This is a genomic window from Caballeronia sp. LZ062 (assembly GCF_031450785.1).
Taxonomy (GTDB): Bacteria; Pseudomonadota; Gammaproteobacteria; order Burkholderiales; family Burkholderiaceae; genus Caballeronia.
Genome location: NZ_JARTWB010000002.1, coordinates 1,926,301 through 1,945,230 on the forward strand (window position 1 = coordinate 1,926,301; position 18,930 = coordinate 1,945,230).

The window sequence follows — 18,930 nt, forward strand, 5'->3', positions numbered from 1 at the left end:
GCTTTTTGTCTTCCGGCGCCGTTTTCATACGTGTTTCACATGGTCGTGCGCGGGTTTTCGCCGTCTCCTGCTTTGCTTGGCGTTATGCTTGCCGGCTATCGAGAAGAATGGGGACACGGCGGCATGAACTTCGACGTAGCAATCGTGGGAAGCGGACTCGCCGGCCTGAGCGTTGCGCTAAATCTGGCCGAGACGCGGCGCGTGGCGATCATCGCAAAGCGCACGGCGAGCGAAGGCGCGAGCGACTGGGCGCAGGGCGGCATCGCGGCGGTGCTGGATTCAGCCGATAGCGTTGACAACCACGTGGCCGATACGCTCATCGCGGGCGGCGGCCTGTGCGACGAGGCGGCCACGCGGTTCATCGTAGAGAACGGGCGCGCGGCCATTCAGTGGCTCATCGAAGAAGGCGTGCCCTTCACGCGCGACGTCTCCGCCGAACTGGGCTTCCATCTGACGCGCGAAGGCGGTCACAGCCATCGGCGCATCATTCACGCCGCCGACGCCACTGGCCACGCGGTCGTCACGACGCTCGGCGAGCGGGTGCGCAATCACCCGAACATCACGGTTCTCGAAGATCACTACGCGATCGACCTGATCACGTCCGACCGGCTCGGGCTGCCGGGGCATCGCTGCCACGGTCTCTACGCGCTCGATCTGAAAAGCGGCCGCACCGTCACGATCCAGGCGCCGCACACGGTTCTCGCGACGGGCGGCGCGGGCAAGGTCTATCTCTACACGACAAATCCCGACACCGCCACCGGCGACGGCATCGCGATGGCCTGGCGCGCGGGCTGCCGCGTCGCGAACATGGAGTTCATCCAGTTCCATCCGACGTGCCTCTTTCACCCGTACGCGAAGTCGTTCCTGATCTCGGAAGCCGTGCGCGGCGAGGGCGGCGTGCTGCGTCTGCCGGACGGCACGCGCTTCATGCCGGCGCATGACGAGCGCGCCGAACTCGCGCCGCGCGATATCGTCGCCCGCGCAATCGACTTCGAGATCAAGAAGCGCGGCATTGACTGCGTGTATCTCGATATCAGCCACCAGCCGCGCGCGTTTCTCGAAGAACACTTTCCGACGATTCTCGCGCGCTGCCGCGAGTTCGGCATCGACATCGCGAAAGAGCCGATTCCTGTCGTGCCGGCCGCGCACTACACCTGTGGCGGCGTCGTGACGGATCTCGCCGGGCGCACGGACCGCCCCGGGCTATACGCGGTCGGCGAAACGTCGTGTACGGGCCTGCATGGCGCGAACCGGCTGGCGAGCAATTCGCTGCTCGAATGCATCGTGATCGGGCGAGCGGCAGCGGCCGCCATCGAAGCGGACGGTTTCTCCGCCGGATGCCACGCGCCCCTGCCCGACTGGGACGAAAGCCGCGTGTCCGACCCGGACGAGGAAGTCGTCGTCGCGCATAACTGGGACGAACTGCGGCTATTGATGTGGAACTACGTCGGCATCGTGCGCACGGACAAGCGGCTCGCGCGCGCGCGGCATCGCATTGCGCTTCTGCGCGATGAGATCCACGAGTATTACGCGAACTTCAAGGTGAGCCGCGACCTGCTGGAACTGCGCAATCTGGTAGAGGTGGCGTCGCTGATCGTCGAGAGCGCGTGCTCGCGGCGCGAAAGCCGCGGCCTGCACACCAGCCGCGATTGGCCCGACACCTTGCCAAAGGCGCTCCCGACCGTGCTGACGCCGCCGGCGACGCGGCGGCGCGCGGTCTGACGGCTAACGCTAGATCAGGCGCATCGAGAAATCGGTGGCGCGCACGTCCTTCGTAAGCGCGCCGATCGAAATGCGGTCGACGCCGGTTTCGGCAATCGCCCGCACGGTCTCGAAACTCACGCCGCCCGACACTTCCAGCAACGCACGGCCCGCTGCGATGCGCACGGCATCGCGCATGGCGTCGAGCGTGAAGTTGTCGAGCAGAATAGATTCCGCGCGATGCGCGAGCGCCGTTTCGAGCTGCGCGAGCGTCTCGACTTCGATCTGAACCGGCACGCCCGCGTTCAGGGCGAGCGCGGCGTCCATGGCCGCACCGACGCCGCCCGCCGCCGCGATATGGTTTTCCTTGATGAGAATGCCGTCGTAGAGCGCGAGCCGCTGATTCGCCCCGCCGCCCACGCGCACCGCGTATTTCTGCGCGAGCCGCAAGCCGGGCAGCGTCTTGCGTGTGTCGAGAATGCGAGCGCGCGTGCCTTCGATGCCATCGACGTAACGGCGCGTCGCGCTCGCCACGCCCGAGAGCAGTTGCAGAAAGTTGAGGCCGTTGCGCTCGGCCGTCAGCAGCGAGCGCGCCGGGCCGTGCAGCAGCACGACGGGCGTGTCGGCCGCCATGCGCTGCCCTTCGCGATACTGCCATTCCACTTCGATGGACGGATCGACGCGCCGCATGACTTCGTCGAACCACGGCGCGCCGCACAGCACCGCCTCTTCGCGCACGATGATCCGCGCGGTGCGCCGTGCGTCGGCCGGAACGAGGCGGCCGGTGACGTCGCCGCTGCCGACATCTTCGGCGAGCGCGTCGGCGACATTGCGCGCGAGCGCGGCGTCGAACGCTTCGCCGTATTGCAAACGGACTTCGTGGAAAATCGGTAAGTCGCTCATCACGCTGCTCCCACGTTCGAGAACAATGCGGTGTCCTTTGCCAGGTCGCCGCTCGCCTGCACGCGCTTCTTGTGACGCGCGGCGAAATCGAGCATGCGGTCGATCGGCACGCGCGCACGCTGCGCGATGGTCGCATCGACGTGAATCTCGTTGTGACCGCGCTCGAGCACGTCGGCGAGATTGGCGAGGCCGTTCATCGCCATCCACGGGCAATGCGCGCAGCTTTTGCACGTCGCGCTGTTGCCGGCCGTCGGCGCTTCGATAAACGTCTTGCCCGGCGCGGCGAGCCGCATCTTGTGCAAGATGCCGAGGTCCGTCGCGACGATGAAGCGGCTCGCGTCAAGGCGCACGGCGGCGTCGATCAACTGCGTGGTCGAGCCGACGACATCGGCCAGTTTCACGACCGCTTCCGGCGACTCCGGATGTACGAGAATCTTCGCGTCGGGATATTCGGCGCGCAGCATGTCCAGTTCGATGCCCTTGAACTCGTCATGAACGAGGCAGGAGCCCTGCCACAGCAGCATGTCCGCGCCGGTCTTCTTCTGGATGTAGCCGCCGAGGTGACGATCCGGCGCCCACAGAATCTTCTCGCCGCGCGCATGTAATTCCGCAACGATTTCCAGCCCGATGGACGACGTGACCATCCAGTCGGCACGCGCCTTCACGGCGGCGCTGGTGTTCGCGTACACGACGACGGTGCGGTCGGGATGCGCGTCGCAGAAAGCGGCAAATTCGTCGGCGGGACAGCCGAGATCGAGCGAGCATGTGGCGTCGAGATCAGGCATCAACACGCGCTTGTGCGGGCTCAGGATCTTCGCGGTTTCGCCCATGAAGCGCACGCCCGCGACAACCAGCGTCTTCGCAACATGATCGCGGCCGAAGCGCGCCATCTCCAGCGAATCGGCCACGCAGCCGCCGGTTTCGTCGGCCAGTTCCTGCAACTCGGCGTCCACGTAATAGTGCGCAACGAGCACCGCCTCTTCCTGCCGCAAAAGCGCGCGGGTGCGCTCCTTGAGCGCGCGCTTTTCCTCCGGCGACGGCGCCTCCGGCACGCGCGCCCAGGCCTCGCCTACTCCACACGTCAGCCCTTGCGGCCGGTCGTACTCGACGCTTTTGATCGCCTGCATATCCCCTGTCTCCTGCCGAATCCAGCGAAAATCCGTCGTCCAAAAACAAAGACCCCGCCAGAGCGGGGTCTTGTGACGTCCTTGAATTTTAGCGGATATCGCTTACAGGGCGTAACGGCGCAGACGCAGCGCGAAATCCTGCAGCGCCTTGATACCGCTCTGTTCGGCGCGATGACACCAATCCTGCAATTGCGCCAGCAGCTGTTCACGCGATGCGTTCGAACGGTCCCACATCGCCGCCAGATCCTTGCGCAGTTCAATGTAGGTGCGCAGCTTCTGATTGTCCGAGAACAGTTCCGGCAGTTGTTGGCGCTGCGGCTCGTTCAGGCCTTCCTCTTCCTTGTGGAACCACTTGCGCGCGCCGCGCATCAACTGATACTTCTCGCGCGCGCCGGCTTCCTTCAGCTTCACGAGTTCCTGCTTGTAGGCGCGCTTGAGCGCCTTGCCGTAACGCGCCATGACTTCGTAACGGTTCGCGAGCACGGCTTGCAGCGTGTCGTGGTCCGGCACCGACTTCGATTCCGACAGGCGCGGCGTGGGCGCGAGCTTCTTCACCTTGGCGAGCCCGAGCGCCGACAGAATGCGGATATACAGCCAGCCGATGTCGAACTCATACCACTTGCTCGACAGCTTCGCCGACGTCGCGTACGTGTGGTGATTGTTGTGCAGTTCTTCGCCGCCGATCAGGATGCCGAGCGGGAAAATGTTGGTGCTCGCATCGGACGAATTGAAGTTGCGATAACCCCAGAAGTGCGCGAGTCCGTTGACCACGCCCGCCGCCCAGAACGGAATCCAGATCATCTGCACGGCCCACACCGACAGCCCGACGATGCCGAACAGCGCGACGTCGATGACCATCATGATGCTGATGCCGAGAATCGGATAGCGCGTGTACACGTTGCGCTCCATCCAGTCGTTCGGCGTGCCGTGACTGAAGCGGCGCAGCGTTTCTTCGTTCTTCGCTTCCGCGCGGTATAGTTCCGCGCCTTCGAGCAGCACCTTCCAGATGCCGCGCGTCTGCGGGCTGTGCGGATCTTCTTCGGTCTCGCACTTCGCGTGGTGCTTGCGGTGGATGGCCGCCCACTGGCCGGTCAGCATGCCGGTGGTCATCCAGAGCCAAAGGCGAAAGAAATGGCTGGCGACCGGATGCAGATCCAGCGCCCGGTGCGCCTGGCAACGGTGCAAGTAAATCGTGACGCCGGCGATAGTGACGTGCGTCACCGCCAGCGTGAACAACAGAATCTGCCACCAGGAGAAGTCGAGCAATCCGTTGGCGAGAAATTCGAGGGAAGAATTCAGCAAGGCAATTTACCTATGTAGCTGTGAAATTCGGAAAAAATGGCCGATTGAAACCGTTGCGAACAGCCTCATCGCAACGTGTCGGGCGCGCGAAAGGTAAGCGCCGAAGTTCGATCGCATTCTACTTCATGCGTTCCAAGTCGTTGTCGTAAAGGTGAATTTTTTTGAATCCTGCCTAAACGAGAAAAATCTCACGCGGCGTTTCGGACGTCACACCTTGCAAAAACGGAAGGAATGGCGCACGGGCGAAGCGTCAAACGGTGCTTTCGGCGGCCGGCGCCGCGTCGCCGCGCCGAAAACCGGCATTTCCTACCGATGCATCCGCCGGACCACCGATAATCCGCACTTCGCGCTGGGAGGACGGAATCTCGATGCCGTGCTCGGAGAATAGCCTCCACACGCTCCGGTTGACTTGCGACTTAACGCCGCCGGTGCCCTTTGCCGCGTCCTCGATCCAGAAGCTGAGTTCCAGATTGATGCCGTCCGCGCCGAAGCTCGCGAGCAGCGCAGCGGGCGCCGGGTCCTGCAACACGCGCTCGATGCCCTGCGTAGCTTCGACGAGGAGTTGCATCGCGCGTTCCACGTCCGAGCGGTAACTTACCTGCACGGCGACTTTCGCGTTGCCGCGCGTCAGATAAGACGAGTGATTCTGTACGACATCGGTAATCAGCTTTTCGTTCGGGATCAGTGTTTCGATGCCGTCCAGCCCGCGCACCACTGTATAGCGCGTGCGTATCTGCGTCACGGTGCCCTGAAAGCCGCTCACGTTGATCATGTCGCCGAGCCGGAGCGACCGGTCAAGCAGAATGATGAAGCCCGACACGTAATTGCTGGCGATTTTCTGCAACCCGAAGCCCAGGCCGACGCCCAGCGCGCCGCCGAACACGCCCAGCACCGTGATGTCGATACCGACGATCGACAGGCTCACGAGAATCGCCGCGAGAATCAACAGCGCCCGTGCGACGCGTCCGAGCACCACTTTCAGGTTCGCGTCGAGCGAGCGCGACCGCATCAGGCGATCGTCGAGCAGCGCGCCCGCCCACATCGCGACGATCAGCGTCACGCACACCCACAGCACGCCCGAGGCGAGCGAGAGCAGCGTCATGTGCGCGTTGGCGAAGTTGAAGCGCACGCTCGCCATCCAGCGGACGACGTCGTCCTGAATGCCCGTCACCGTCAGCAGCATGGCGAGCCAGACGAGCACCGTCACGACCTTTTCGAACAGGAAGAGGAGCGCGCCCGCCTCGTGCTCCGCGCCGCCGCTGGCGCTCTTGCTGAACACGCGGCGCACTGCGTAGAACATCGTGTAGATCACGGTGATGCCGCACAGCGGCACCAGCGCGAGTTGCAGCAGCGCCGTGTGGATGAACGGCGCGAGCGCCAGTCGCGCGATGCTGACGAAGACCGTGCCGAGTAGCGGGAACAGCGCCTTGTTGAGACTTTCAGCGCCGAAGCGCACCGCTTCGAAGCGCGACTGACGCCGCGCGTCGAGTTGTCTGCGCAAAAGACGCGCGCACCACCACGCGATGGCAAGCAGCGCGATCAGCGCCACGCCCTGCCACAGCACTTCCGGCTCGCCGAAGTCGCGGACGAGCCGTTCCGAGAGGTGGCTCAGGAAGCGGTTCTGCATCGCGCGCTTATGCGCTTGCTTCCCCGGCGCTTGCTTCTCCGGCGCTTTCGTCGCTGGCTTGCGCCTTCTCGCCGGGCACGCGCTCCAGCACGGCCGCGAAGAAGCCGTCGGTGCCGTGCTTGTGCGGCCAGAGCGACAGATAGTCGCCCGTGTCCAGTTCGATGCGCTGCTCGGCGAGCACGTCGCGGGCGGGCACCACGCGGAAGTTCGGATGCGTTTCCAGGAATTGCGCGACGACGCCTTCGTTTTCCGCTTCGAGCATGCTGCACGTCGCGTAGACGAGACGGCCGCCCGTCTTCACGAGCCGCGCGGCGCTCGTGAGAATCGACAACTGCTTGGGCGTGAGTTCCGCGACGGTGGCGGGCGACTGCCGCCATTTGAGGTCGGGATTGCGGCGCAGCGTGCCCAAGCCGGAGCACGGCGCATCGACGAGCACGCGGTCGATCTTGCCCGCGAGGCGCTTGATCTTCGCGTCGTGCTCGCTGTCGATCAGCACGGGATTGACGTTCGAGAGTCCGCTGCGCGCCAGACGCGGCTTCAGCTTCGCGAGGCGCCGGTCGGAGACGTCGAAGGCGTACAGGCGGCCGGTGGAGCGCATCATCGCGCCGAGCGCGAGCGTCTTGCCGCCCGCGCCCGCGCAAAAGTCGACGATCATCTCGCCACGGCGCGGCGCCATCAGCGAGCACAGCAACTGGCTGCCCTCGTCCTGCACTTCGATCCAGCCTTCCTGGAACGGCTGCAGACGCGTAAGCGCCGGCTTGCCTTCCACGCGGATGCCGAACGGCGCGAACGGCATGTCGAACGCGTCGATGCCCGCGTCGATGAGCGCCTTGCGCACGACGTCGCGGCTCGCCTTGATCGGATTCGCGCGCAAGTCGAGCGGCGCGGGATAGTTCAGCGCGGCGGCAAGCTGCGCGAGCTCGTCCGGCTCGAAGCGCTTGGCCATCGCGTCGTAGATCCATTGCGGCAGGTTCGTGCGCACGCGCACCGGCAGGCTCGCGGGATCGATCTTCGACACTTGCGCGAGCCACTGATGCTCGTCCGCCGACACGAACGGCTTGAGCGCCGTGAGGCCCGCGGTCTGCATCAGCCCGAGCAGCGCGAGACGCCGCGCCTGATTGCCCGTGCCGCTTTCCGCGAGATGCGAGAACTCCATCTTCCGCCGCAGCACGGCGAAAACGGCTTCCGCGATTACCCCACGCTCGCCGTGACCGAGCTTCGGGTGCGCGCGGAAAAAGCGGCTCGTCGCCGCATCGGCGGGACCGGAAAAGCGGAGCACGTCCGCGAGCAACGTTTCGGTTTGACCAATCAGAAATCCATGCAGCCTCATGCGCCCTCCCCGGCAATGTCGGCAAAGAGCCACTGCGGCTCAGACGGCGTGAGGGCGACTCGTTCGCCCTCGATAGAAAGACGCCCTTCCACGAACCAGCGCACTGCGCGCGGGTAAATGATGTGTTCGACGGCGAGCACGCGCGCGGCGAGCGCGGCGGCGTCGTCGCCTGCGATGACCGGCACCGCGGCCTGCGCGACGATCGGCCCGTGATCCAGCTTCGCCGTCACGAAATGCACGCTCGCGCCGTGCACGCGCACGCCGGCGTCGAGCGCCTGCTGATGCGTGCGCAGCCCCGAAAAGCACGGCAAGAGCGACGGATGCACGTTCAGCATGCGCCCGGCGTAGCGTTCCACGAACGCATCGGTGAGCACGCGCATGAAGCCGGCCAGCACGACGCAATCCGGCTCGAAGCGATCGATTTCACGCGCGAGCGCGGCGTCGAACGCTTCGCGGCCATCGAATTCGCGATGATCGACGACGACGGCTCCGATGCCGTTCGCGGCCGCGAAGCGGAGCCCGGCGGCATCGGGCCGGTTGGAAATGACCGCACAGACGCGCGCCGGCCAGCCTTCACGCGCACAAGCACGCACGACGGCCTCCATGTTGCTCCCGCGTCCGGAGATCAGAATGACGATTTTTTTCATCCGCGGATTTTATCATTTCGAAGGCGGCGAAAATCGTGCCAGTAAGGTGACGGCGGTCCGCCGGGCGCTCGGACGCCGCCGCCCGGCACGCGCGCCCGTGCATCCGTGTGAGCGTTTATAATCGAACGCTTTGCAGCATCAGCCCTCCCACCGACCAACGCCTATCGTGAGAGTCTTTCGCGGCCTCCCCAATGCCGAAAGCCGGGCGCCCTGCGCACTGACCATCGGCAACTTCGACGGTGTCCATCGCGGGCACCAGGCGCTGCTTGCGCGCGTGCGGGCCGCTGCGGACGCGCGCGGGCTGCCGGTCTGCGTCATGACCTTCGAGCCGCATCCTCGCGAATTCTTCAATCCGGCCGGCGCGCCGCCGCGCATCGCCATGCTGCGCGACAAGCTGGAGGCGCTGCGCACGAACGGCGTGGATCGCGTGGTGGTCGAGCATTTCAATCACACGTTCGCAAGCCAGCCGCCGGACACGTTCGTGAAGAACGTCATCGTCGACGGCCTGCACGCGCGCTGGGTCATGGTCGGCGACGACTTCTGCTACGGCGCGAAACGCGCGGGCAATTTCGATTCCCTCAAGGCCGCGGGCGACAAGTACGGCTTCGAAGTCGAGCAGATGGCCACCGTCGCGCACCCGAACGGCGCGCGCATTTCGTCGTCGTCGGTGCGGGCGTCGCTCGTCGCGGGCGATCTCGACGCCGCGAACGTCGCGCTCGGGCGTCCGTACATCATCAGCGGCCACGTCGTGCATGGCGCGAAGCTCGGCCGCGATCTCGGCTTTCCCACGCTCAACCTTCCGATTGCCCACAAGCGCCCGGCGCTCGCGGGCATTTTCGTCGTGCGCGTGCACGGTTTGGCGGATGAGCCGCTGCCCGCCGTCGCGAGCCTCGGCCTGCGTCCGACCGTGGACGATTCCGGCCGCGTGCTGCTCGAAGTCTTCGTGCTCGACTGGCACGGCGACGCGTACGGCAAGCTCGTGCGCGTGGAGTTTCTGAAGAAGCTGCGCGACGAGGAGAAGTACGTCGACCTCGAAACGCTGTCCGCCGCCATCGCGAGGGACGTCGACAACGCGCGCGCCTACTTCGGCCTGCCGCCCGCCAGCAACGCCGGCAGCCGCGCGACGGGCTTCGCCATTTCGGCCACCGACCGAATTAGGTGAGCGCGCCGTGCCGCATGATCCATGCGCGCATCGCCCGCTGCCCCGCCTTCGAATCACCGCGCGCCAACGCGCCGTCTCACCGAATTCACTGAGTCACCCATGAGCGACAAGAAAGAGAAAGCCTCCTCGAAATACCCCGTCAACCTGCTCGACACGCCGTTCCCGATGCGCGGCGATCTGCCCAAGCGCGAACCCGCGTGGGTCAAGGAATGGCAGGAGAACAAGGTCTACGAAAAAATCCGCGCGGCGAGCCGTGGCCGCAAGAAGTTCATCCTGCACGACGGCCCGCCGTATGCGAACGGCGACATTCACTTAGGCCACGCGGTCAACAAGATCCTGAAGGACATGATCGTCAAGGCGCGCAATCTCGCGGGCTTCGACGCCGTGTACGTGCCGGGCTGGGACTGCCACGGCATGCCGATCGAAATCCAGATCGAAAAGCAGTTCGGCAAGTCGCTGCCCGCCGCCGAAGTCATGCAGAAGGCGCGCGCTTACGCGAGCGAGCAGATCGAGAAGCAGAAGGTCGGCTTCCGGCGTCTGGGCGTGCTCGGCGACTGGGACAATCCGTACAAGACGATGAACTTCGTCAACGAAGCGGGCGAAATTCGCGCGCTGGCGAAGATCATGGAAAAGGGCTTCGTGTTCCGGGGCTTGAAGCCGGTGAACTGGTGCTTCGACTGCGGCTCGGCGCTGGCCGAAGCGGAAGTCGAGTACAAGGACAAGACCGACCCGACGATCGACGTGCTGTTTGCCTTCGCTGAACCCGAAAAGACCGCGCAGGCGTTCGGTCTGCCGTCGCTGCCGAAGAGCGAAGGCGGCATCGTCATCTGGACCACGACGCCGTGGACCATCCCGGCCAACCAGGCGCTGAACGTTCATCCGGAGATCGTGTACGCGCTCGTGGATACGCCGCGCGGTTTGCTGATTCTCGCGGCCGAACGCGTCGAAGCGTGCCTGCAGAACTACGGTCTGCCCGGCGAAGTCATCGCCACGACGACGGGCGCAAAGCTCGCGAACGTGCGCTTTCATCATCCGCTCGCGGCGGCGCATCCGGGTTACAAGCGCACGTCGCCCGTTTATCTCGGCGAGTACGTCACCACGGAAAGCGGCACGGGCGTCGTGCATTCGTCGCCGGCTTATGGCGTGGAAGACTTCGTGTCGTGCAAGGCGCACGGCATGGCAGATTCGGACATCATCAACCCCGTGATGGGCGATGGCCGCTACATCGAATCGCTGCCGCTTTTCGGCGGCTTGTCGATCTGGAAAGCGAATCCGGAAATCGTCGAGGCACTGAACAACGCCGGGACGCTGCTCAAGACCGAGAAGTATACGCACAGCTACATGCACTGCTGGCGCCACAAGACGCCGATCATCTATCGCGCGACCTCGCAATGGTTCGCGGGCATGGACGTGACGCCAAAAGACGGCGGCAAGACGCTGCGCGAAACGGCGCTGGAAGGCGTCGAGAACACCGCGTTCTATCCGTCGTGGGGCAAGCAGCGTCTCTTCAGCATGATCGCGAACCGCCCGGACTGGACGCTCTCGCGTCAGCGTCAATGGGGCGTGCCGATGGCGTTCTTCGTGCACAAGGAAACGGGCGAGTTGCATCCGCGCACCATCGAATTGCTGGAGGAAGTGGCGAAGCGCGTGGAGCAAGGCGGCATCGAGACGTGGCAAACGCTCGATCCGCGTGAGCTGATCGGCGACGACGCGAACATGTACGAAAAGAACCGCGACACGCTCGACGTCTGGTTCGACTCCGGCACGACGCACTGGCACGTGCTGCGCGGCTCGCACAAGGACGAGCTGCAATTCCCGGCTGATCTGTATCTCGAAGGCTCGGACCAGCATCGCGGCTGGTTCCATTCGTCGCTGCTCACGGCTTCCATGCTCGACGGCCGCCCGCCCTACGACGCGCTGCTCACGCACGGCTTCACCGTCGACGGCGAAGGCCGCAAGATGTCGAAGTCGCTCGGCAACGGCGTCGATCCGCACGAAGTGGCGAATCGCCTGGGCGCGGAAATCATCCGCTTGTGGATCGCATCGACGGACTATTCCGGCGAACTCGCCATCTCCGAAGAAATTCTCAAGCGCGTGACGGAGACGTATCGCCGCATCCGCAACACGCTGCGCTTCCTGCTCGCGAACCTCTCGGACTTCGACTTCGAGAAGAACGCCGTGCCGGTATCGGATTGGCTCGAAATCGACCGTTACGCGGTGGCGCTCACGCGCAACCTGCAGGACGACGCGCTCTCGCACTATGAGAAGTACGAGTTCCATCCGGTCGTCGCGAAGATCGCGACGTTCTGCTCGGAAGACCTGGGCGGCTTCTATCTCGACGTGCTGAAGGACCGTCTCTACACGACGAAGCCCGATTCGCGCGAGCGCCGCAGCGCGCAGACTGCGCTCTTTCACATTGCGCATGGGCTGCTGCGCCTCGTCGCGCCGTATCTGTCGTTCACGGCGGAAGAAGCGTACAAGGTGCTGAAGCCCGGTCAGGACACGATCTTCACCGAGGTCTACGCGGCGTACCCGGACATTCCGAACGGCGGCGAGTTGCTGGACAAGTGGTCGCTGATCCGCTCGGCGCGCGGCGACGTCACGAAGGCACTGGAAGAAGCGCGCACGGCGAACCTGATCGGCTCGTCGTTGCAGGCGGAAGTCGTCGTCCGCGCGAGCGGCGCGCGTTACGACGCGCTCGCAAGCCTCGGCGATGCGCTGCACTTCGTGCTCATCACGTCGCAGGCGTCGGTCGAGCGCGTGGCGAGCGAAGCCGAAGAAGGCGTCGACGTGGCCGCTTCCAGCTATCTGAAGTGCGAACGCTGCTGGCATTACTGCGCCGACGTCGGCTCGCACCCCGAGCATCCGGGTCTGTGCGGCCGCTGCTTCTCCAATCTCTTCGGCGCTGGCGAAACCCGAGGCGCAGCATAATGGCAAGGACTATGGCGAAACAAAGTACTTCGAGCGGTTCGCTCGCGCCGTGGATCGGCGTCGCGCTGATCGTGATTCTGTTCGACCAGTTGACGAAGATCGCAGTCCAGAAGGTGTTCGCGTACGGCGAGCCGCACGCGCTGGCGCCCTTCTTCAACCTGCTGCTCGTCTACAACCGCGGCGCGGCATTCAGCTTTCTCGCGGCGGCGGGCGGCTGGCAGCGCTGGGCATTCACCGCGCTCGGCGTCGTGGCGGCGGCCGTGATCTGCTATCTGCTCAAGAAGCATGCGGCGCAGCGGCTTTTCTGCACGGCGCTCGCGCTCATCATGGGCGGCGCGATCGGTAACGTGATCGACCGGCTGGCTTACGGTCATGTGATCGACTTTCTCGACTTCCACGTGAAGACGTGGCACTGGCCCGCGTTCAATCTGGCCGACAGCGCGATCACGGTCGGCGCGGTGCTGCTGATTTTCGACGAACTGCGGCGCGTGCGCGGCTCGAAGTGATGTGCAGAGGCGCGGCTCCCTTCCCGGAGCCGCGTTTTTTTTGCGACGGAGGCAAGTTGGAACTCGCAGGCAAACATCTCGTGCTGGGACTGACCGGCGGCATTGCGTGCTACAAGATCGCGGAGCTGACGCGGCTGCTGGTGAAGGCAGGCGCGACCGTGCAGATCGTGATGACGGAAGCGGCCACGGAATTCATCACGCCCGTCACCATGCAGGCGCTGTCGGGCCGGCCCGTGTTTGTGTCGCAATGGGATGCGCGCATGCCGAACAACATGCCGCACATCGATCTGTCGCGCGAGGCGCATGCCATCGTCATCGCGCCCGCATCCACCGACTTCATCGCGAAACTCGCGCACGGCATGTGCGACGACCTGCTGTCCACGCTCTGCGTCGCGCGTGATTGTCCGCTGCTCGTCGTGCCCGCGATGAACCGCCAGATGTGGCAGAACCCGGCGACGCAGCGCAACGTCGTGCAGATTCGCGCGGACGGCGTCGAAGTGCTCGGCCCGGATTCGGGTTCGCAGGCGTGCGGCGAAGTCGGCGACGGCCGCATGATTGAGCCGGAAGCCGCGTTCGAAGCCATTTGCGCGTTCTTCCAGCCGAAGATTCTGCGCGGCCAGCGCGTGCTGATTACGGCAGGCCCGACGTTCGAGCCGCTCGATCCGGTGCGCGGCATCACGAATCGTTCGTCGGGGAAGATGGGCTTCGCGCTGGCGCGTGCCGCGGCGCAGGCGGGCGCGGCCGTGCATCTCGTCGCCGGGCCGGTTTCGCTGCCGACGCCGTGGGGCGTGTTTCGCGAAGACGTGCAGACCGCGCAGCAAATGCACGACGCCGTGATGCAGGCCACGCCCGATGCCGACATCTTCATCGCGGTGGCAGCGGTCGCGGACTGGCGCGTCGATCACGCGAGCGAGCACAAGATCAAGAAGGCTGGCGATGCGTTGCCGGCGTTCAACTTCATCGAGAATCCGGACATCCTCGCGTCCGTCGCGAAGCTGCCGAACCCGCCGTATTGCGTCGGCTTCGCGGCGGAGAGCGGCGACCTCGAATTGCACGGCGAGGAAAAGCGCAAGCGCAAGAACGTGCCGCTCTTGATCGGCAATCTCGGGCCGCTCACCTTCGGCCGCGACGACAACGAAGTCGTGCTCTTCGAAGCATCGGGCAGAACGCGGTTGCCGCGCGCCGACAAGCAATCGCTCGCGCGCACGCTGATCGCGGAAATCGCCAAACGCGCGCCGAGCGGCGGCACTCTTCTCTCGTAAGCTCGACATGACGAAGCTATCGGTTCTCGACCAGACGCCGGTCATCCACGGCCATACGACGGCGGATGCCATCGCGGCGACGCTCGATCTCGCCCAACTCGCCGACGATCTTGGCTACACGCGCTACTGGTGCGCGGAGCATCACGGGCTGTACGGCGTGTCGAACCCGTGCCCGGAAGTGATGCTCGCGCGTATCGGCAGTCTGACCAAGCGCATTCGCATCGGCTCGGGCGGCGTCATGCTGCCGTACTACAGCGCGTTCAAGGTCGCCGAACAGTTTCTGATGCTGGAGGCGCTGTTTCCGAATCGCGTCGATCTGGGCGTCGGGCGCGCACCGGGCGGCGACATGCGCACCGCACAAGCGGTTGCCGCCGGTTCGTACAATCGCGGCGACATTTTTCCGCAGCAAGTGGCGGAACTGATCGCGCTCTTCGACGGCAAGGTGGCCGACGATTCACTCGCCCGAGGCGTGCTGCTGCAACCGCAGATCGACACGCGCCCCGAACTGTGGATGCTCGGTTCCAGCGACTTCGGCGGCCTGCTCGCGGCGCAACTCGGCATTCGCTTCGCGTTTGCGCATTTCATCAATGCGCACATGGGGCATCACGTGGCCGAGGCGTATCGCGAGCGGTTCGTCGCGGGTCACGAAGAGAAGCCGTATCTCGCGGCGGCGGTGTTCGCGATCTGCGCCGATACTGAAGACGAAGCCGAGGCACTGGAGAAGGCCGTCGATCTGCGTCGCGTGCAGATGGCGTATGGCCTGAATCAACCGATTCCATCGATCGCGCAGGGCGTCGCGCAACAATACGGCGAGCGCGAGCGGGCGGTGATCGCGCATGAGAAGCCGCGCAGCATCATCGGCACGCCGGAGCGCGTCACCGAAAAACTCCACGCGCTGCAAGCGCAATTTGACGCCGACGAACTGATCGTCCTGACGGTCGCCGGCAGCTATGCCGCACGCACGCGGTCCTATCAACTCCTCGCCGACGCGTTCGCGCTCGGCCGCACAGCCTGACCATGAAACTCGACGTCAAGATTCTCGACGCGCGTATGCGCGATGTCCTGCCCGCTTATGCTACGCCCGGCAGCGCCGGCCTCGACCTGCGCGCGTGTCTGGATGCGCCGCTCGTCATCGAGCCGCATCAGACGGTGCTCGTGCCGACCGGGCTCGCCACTCACCTCGCCGATCCCGGTTACGCGGCGCTGATCCTTCCGCGCTCCGGCCTCGGGCATAAGCACGGCATCGTGCTGGGCAATCTCGTCGGCCTGATCGATTCGGATTATCAAGGCCAACTGATGGTTTCCACCTGGAATCGCGGCGACACCGCGTTCACGCTGAACCCGATGGAACGGCTCGCGCAACTGGTGATCGTGCCGGTCGTGCAGGCGCAGTTCAATATCGTCGACGACTTCGAGGCAAGCGAACGCGGCGCGGGCGGATTCGGCAGCACGGGCAAGCACTGAGCTTTCTCGGGACGAAAAAAAACGGCGCGTTCGTCAAGAACGCGCCGTTTTTCTTTGAGGCTAACCGACGATCAGTCCACTTCGATCGCTTCCGGATTCGGATTACGCGGCGGCGCCGAGTTCTCGTCGAACGTCAGCTGCACCTGGTCTTCCGCGTCCACGTCCACGGTCACGCGGCCACCGTTGAGCAGCTTGCCGAAAAGCAACTCGTCGGCGAGTGCGCGGCGAATCGTGTCCTGAATCAGACGCTGCATCGGACGCGCGCCCATCAGCGGATCGAAACCGTGCTTCGCGAGGTGCTTGCGCAGCGCGTCCGTGAACACCGCATCGACCTTCTTCTCGTGCAGCTGATCTTCCAGCTGCATGAGGAACTTGTCGACCACGCGCAGGATGATTTCCTCGTCCAGCGAGCGGAAGCTGATGATCGAGTCCAGACGGTTGCGGAACTCCGGCGTGAACATCCGCTTGATGTCGGCCATTTCGTCGCCCGACTCGCGGCGCGACGTGAAGCCGATCACTGCCTTGCCCATCGCCTCGGCGCCCGCGTTCGTCGTCATGATGATGATGACGTTGCGGAAATCCGCCTTGCGCCCGTTGTTATCCGTCAGCGTGCCGTGATCCATCACCTGCAAGAGCACGTTGTAGATATCCGGGTGCGCCTTCTCGATTTCGTCCAGAAGCAGCACGCAATGCGGCTTCTTCGTGACGGCCTCGGTCAGCAGACCGCCCTGGTCGAAACCGACGTAGCCCGGCGGCGCGCCGATCAGCCGGCTCACTGCATGGCGCTCCATGTATTCCGACATGTCGAAGCGCAGCAGTTCGATGCCGAGCGTGAACGCAAGCTGCTTCGCCACTTCCGTCTTGCCGACGCCCGTGGGGCCGGAGAAGAGGAACGCGCCGATCGGCTTGTCCGTCTTGCCGAGACCCGCGCGCGCCATCTTGATCGACGCCGACAGCGCGTCGATGGCGGGGTCCTGACCGAACACGACGGCCTTCAGGTCGCGGTCGAGCGTCTGCAGCTTGCTGCGATCGTCCTGCGACACGCTTTGCGCCGGCACGCGCGCGATCTTCGAGATGATCTCTTCGATCTCGCTCTTGCCGATGGTCTTCTTCTGCTTCGACTTCGGCAGAATGCGCTGCGCCGCGCCCGCTTCGTCGATCACGTCGATGGCCTTATCCGGCAGATGACGGTCCGTGATGAAGCGCGCCGACAGTTCAGCCGCCGCCGACAGCGCACCCGACGAATACTTCACGCCGTGGTGCTCTTCGAAGCGCGATTTGAGACCGCGCAGGATGGCAACCGTCTGCTCGACGGAAGGTTCGGTGACATCCACCTTCTGGAAGCGCCGCGAAAGCGCCGCGTCCTTCTCGAAGATGCCGCGATATTCCGTGAACGTCGTCGCGCCGATGCACTTCAACTGCCCCGACGACAATGCCGGCTTCAGCAGGTTCGATGCGTCGAGCGTGCCGCCCGATGCCGCGCCCGCGCCGATCAGCGTGTGAATTTCGTCGATGAACAGAATGGCGTGCGGACGCTCCTTCAGTTCCTTCAGCACCGTCTTGAGACGCTGCTCGAAATCGCCGCGATACTTGGTACCCGCGAGCAACGCGCCCATGTCGAGCGAGTAGACCTGCGCATCCGCGAGGATGTCCGGCACTTCGCCGCGCGTGATGCGCCAGGCGAGACCTTCGGCGATGGCCGTCTTGCCGACGCCCGCTTCGCCCACGAGCAGCGGATTGTTCTTGCGGCGGCGGCAGAGCACCTGCACGACGCGCTCGACTTCCAGCTCGCGGCCGATCAAAGGATCGATCTTGCCGTCCTTCGCCTGCTGGTTCAGGTTCTGCGTGAACTGCGCGAGCGGCGTTTCCTTCTGAGCGGCGGCGTCTTCCGATTCCGGATTCGCTTCGCTGTTCGCCTTCGCGGCGTCGCCGCTGTTCGTCTTCGCGATGCCGTGCGAAATGAAATTCACGACATCGAGACGCGTCACGCCCTGCTGCTGCAGGTAGTACACCGCGTGCGAGTCCTTCTCGCCGAAGATCGCGACGAGCACGTTCGCGCCCGTCACTTCCTTCTTGCCGTTCGAAGTCGATTGCACATGCATGATCGCGCGCTGAATCACGCGCTGGAAACCAAGCGTCGGCTGGGTATCGACGTCGTCCGTGCCGGGCACGGTCGGCGTGTTGTCATGAATGAAATTGCGCAGGTTCTGACGCAAATCCTCGATATTTGCTGCGCAGGCGCGCAGCACTTCAGCCGCGGTCGGATTGTCCAACAAGGCCAGTAAAAGATGCTCGACCGTAATGAACTCGTGCCGCGCCTGACGTGCTTCCATAAACGCCATGTGCAGACTGACTTCCAGTTCCTGGGCAATCATGCTTCCTCCATCACGCACTGCAGCGGGTGCCCCGCTTGCCGTGCATGGCTAACGACTTGCTCAACTTTGGTCGACGCAATATCCCGCGTATAGACCCCACAAACTCCCCTGCCCTCGCGATGAACCTTCAGCATGATCTGCGTCGCAGTCTCACGATCTTTATTAAAGTATTCCTGCACGATCATCACGACGAATTCCATCGGCGTGAAGTCGTCATTCAGCAGCACCACCTTGTACATCGCCGGCTTCTTGAGCTTCTGCTCCTGCCGCTCGAGTACCGTGCCATCCTGCTTGTTGGGATTTATCGCCATACACCCATTCTAAACAACACGGACGCCTTCGCAATTGCCGCTCCAGCACTGGCCGCACGGCCCTATGGTATGGCTGGAAAACGCGCAGTGCGCCACGACCGTCCATCGAATCCTGCCGGCGCCCAACCTTCGGCGCGGGCCCGCTTGAACCTCGTCGAATCCAGTATCGCACAGCTTCAAAAAAAACAAACTGCACGGACGTTGGCGGGCTGCCGGGCGTATCACACAAGTGAGACGATTATGCGACTTTTCAAGATGCCTTGCTTGGACGGCGGCGCACAC

15 protein-coding genes are annotated in these 18,930 nt (G+C 64.3%); 7 read left to right on the plus strand and 8 right to left on the minus strand.

Translation table 11 applies throughout. The features are described 5' to 3' along the window. Positions 1-123 precede the first annotated feature (123 nt). Positions 124-1,722 (plus strand): L-aspartate oxidase, encoded by a 1,599-nt coding sequence (nadB, locus tag P9239_RS15085; protein ID WP_309752206.1) that lies wholly within the window; start codon positions 124-126, stop codon positions 1,720-1,722. 9 nt (positions 1,723-1,731) lie between these two features. Here nadB and nadC read toward each other — a convergent pair whose 3' ends face one another. The 6 genes from nadC to purN form a co-directional block, all read right to left on the minus strand. Beyond that, a complete protein-coding gene (gene nadC, locus P9239_RS15090; RefSeq protein WP_309752208.1) occupies positions 1,732-2,604 on the minus strand; it encodes a carboxylating nicotinate-nucleotide diphosphorylase in 873 nt (290 codons plus the stop codon). Further along, on the minus strand, positions 2,604-3,731 hold the full coding sequence (gene nadA, locus P9239_RS15095; RefSeq protein ID WP_309752210.1) for a quinolinate synthase NadA: 1,128 nt from the start codon (positions 3,729-3,731) through the stop codon (positions 2,604-2,606). The genes nadC and nadA overlap by 1 nt, the downstream gene beginning before the upstream one ends. Positions 3,732-3,833: 102 nt before the next feature. Further along, positions 3,834-5,033: an acyl-CoA desaturase gene (locus P9239_RS15100; RefSeq protein WP_309752212.1), complete on the minus strand. Its 1,200-nt coding sequence runs from the start codon at positions 5,031-5,033 to the stop codon at positions 3,834-3,836. Between the two features lie 250 nt (positions 5,034-5,283). Continuing rightward, a complete protein-coding gene (locus P9239_RS15105; protein WP_309752213.1) occupies positions 5,284-6,660 on the minus strand; it encodes a mechanosensitive ion channel domain-containing protein in 1,377 nt (458 codons plus the stop codon). Positions 6,661-6,667: 7 nt separating this feature from the next. Beyond that, positions 6,668-7,990, minus strand: a complete 1,323-nt coding sequence (locus P9239_RS15110) for an RsmB/NOP family class I SAM-dependent RNA methyltransferase (RefSeq protein WP_309752215.1) — start codon at positions 7,988-7,990, stop codon at positions 6,668-6,670. Continuing rightward, positions 7,987-8,637, minus strand: coding sequence for a phosphoribosylglycinamide formyltransferase (gene purN, locus P9239_RS15115; RefSeq protein ID WP_309752217.1), 651 nt, complete (start codon positions 8,635-8,637; stop codon positions 7,987-7,989). Before purN ends, P9239_RS15110 begins: the two co-directional genes overlap by 4 nt. Before the next feature lie 166 nt (positions 8,638-8,803). Here purN and P9239_RS15120 point away from each other — a divergent pair, with 166 nt between their 5' ends. From P9239_RS15120 to dut, 6 genes are all read left to right on the plus strand, one after another. After that, positions 8,804-9,799 carry a bifunctional riboflavin kinase/FAD synthetase gene (locus P9239_RS15120; RefSeq protein ID WP_175939644.1) on the plus strand — a complete coding sequence of 332 codons (996 nt, stop codon included), beginning with the start codon at positions 8,804-8,806 and terminating at the stop codon, positions 9,797-9,799. Positions 9,800-9,898: 99 nt separating this feature from the next. After that, positions 9,899-12,730 (plus strand): isoleucine--tRNA ligase, encoded by a 2,832-nt coding sequence (ileS, locus tag P9239_RS15125; RefSeq protein WP_309752221.1) that lies wholly within the window; start codon positions 9,899-9,901, stop codon positions 12,728-12,730. After that, complete coding sequence (gene lspA, locus P9239_RS15130; protein WP_250471447.1) at positions 12,730-13,236, plus strand: signal peptidase II; 507 nt, start codon at positions 12,730-12,732, stop codon at positions 13,234-13,236. Before ileS ends, lspA begins: the two co-directional genes overlap by 1 nt. Beyond that, on the plus strand, positions 13,236-14,498 hold the full coding sequence (gene coaBC / locus P9239_RS15135; RefSeq protein WP_309752224.1) for a bifunctional phosphopantothenoylcysteine decarboxylase/phosphopantothenate--cysteine ligase CoaBC: 1,263 nt from the start codon (positions 13,236-13,238) through the stop codon (positions 14,496-14,498). The genes lspA and coaBC overlap by 1 nt, the downstream gene beginning before the upstream one ends. Before the next feature lie 7 nt (positions 14,499-14,505). Next, positions 14,506-15,513, plus strand: a complete 1,008-nt coding sequence (locus P9239_RS15140) for an LLM class flavin-dependent oxidoreductase (protein WP_309752226.1) — start codon at positions 14,506-14,508, stop codon at positions 15,511-15,513. A gap of 2 nt (positions 15,514-15,515) precedes the next feature. Further along, on the plus strand, positions 15,516-15,962 hold the full coding sequence (gene dut / locus P9239_RS15145; RefSeq protein ID WP_309752228.1) for a dUTP diphosphatase: 447 nt from the start codon (positions 15,516-15,518) through the stop codon (positions 15,960-15,962). 71 nt (positions 15,963-16,033) lie between these two features. On the opposite strand, the gene clpA is transcribed toward dut, so the two are convergent. Continuing rightward, positions 16,034-18,337 carry an ATP-dependent Clp protease ATP-binding subunit ClpA gene (clpA, locus tag P9239_RS15150; RefSeq protein ID WP_309752231.1) on the minus strand — a complete coding sequence of 768 codons (2,304 nt, stop codon included), beginning with the start codon at positions 18,335-18,337 and terminating at the stop codon, positions 16,034-16,036. Then, positions 18,334-18,648, minus strand: a complete 315-nt coding sequence (gene clpS / locus P9239_RS15155; RefSeq protein WP_008351199.1) for an ATP-dependent Clp protease adapter ClpS — start codon at positions 18,646-18,648, stop codon at positions 18,334-18,336. Before clpS ends, clpA begins: the two co-directional genes overlap by 4 nt. Positions 18,649-18,930 lie beyond the last annotated feature (282 nt).

Coding starts and splice junctions, on each gene's coding strand:
- nadB (WP_309752206.1), top strand. CDS start 124: ATGAACTTCGACGTAGCAATCGTGGGAAGCGGACTCGCCGGCCTGAGC.
- nadC (WP_309752208.1), bottom strand. CDS start 2,604: ATGAGCGACTTACCGATTTTCCACGAAGTCCGTTTGCAATACGGCGAA.
- nadA (WP_309752210.1), bottom strand. CDS start 3,731: ATGCAGGCGATCAAAAGCGTCGAGTACGACCGGCCGCAAGGGCTGACG.
- P9239_RS15105 (WP_309752213.1), bottom strand. CDS start 6,660: ATGCAGAACCGCTTCCTGAGCCACCTCTCGGAACGGCTCGTCCGCGAC.
- P9239_RS15110 (WP_309752215.1), bottom strand. CDS start 7,990: ATGAGGCTGCATGGATTTCTGATTGGTCAAACCGAAACGTTGCTCGCG.
- purN (WP_309752217.1), bottom strand. CDS start 8,637: ATGAAAAAAATCGTCATTCTGATCTCCGGACGCGGGAGCAACATGGAG.
- ileS (WP_309752221.1), top strand. CDS start 9,899: ATGAGCGACAAGAAAGAGAAAGCCTCCTCGAAATACCCCGTCAACCTG.
- lspA (WP_250471447.1), top strand. CDS start 12,730: ATGGCAAGGACTATGGCGAAACAAAGTACTTCGAGCGGTTCGCTCGCG.
- coaBC (WP_309752224.1), top strand. CDS start 13,236: ATGTGCAGAGGCGCGGCTCCCTTCCCGGAGCCGCGTTTTTTTTGCGAC.
- P9239_RS15140 (WP_309752226.1), top strand. CDS start 14,506: ATGACGAAGCTATCGGTTCTCGACCAGACGCCGGTCATCCACGGCCAT.
- dut (WP_309752228.1), top strand. CDS start 15,516: ATGAAACTCGACGTCAAGATTCTCGACGCGCGTATGCGCGATGTCCTG.
- clpA (WP_309752231.1), bottom strand. CDS start 18,337: ATGATTGCCCAGGAACTGGAAGTCAGTCTGCACATGGCGTTTATGGAA.
- clpS (WP_008351199.1), bottom strand. CDS start 18,648: ATGGCGATAAATCCCAACAAGCAGGATGGCACGGTACTCGAGCGGCAG.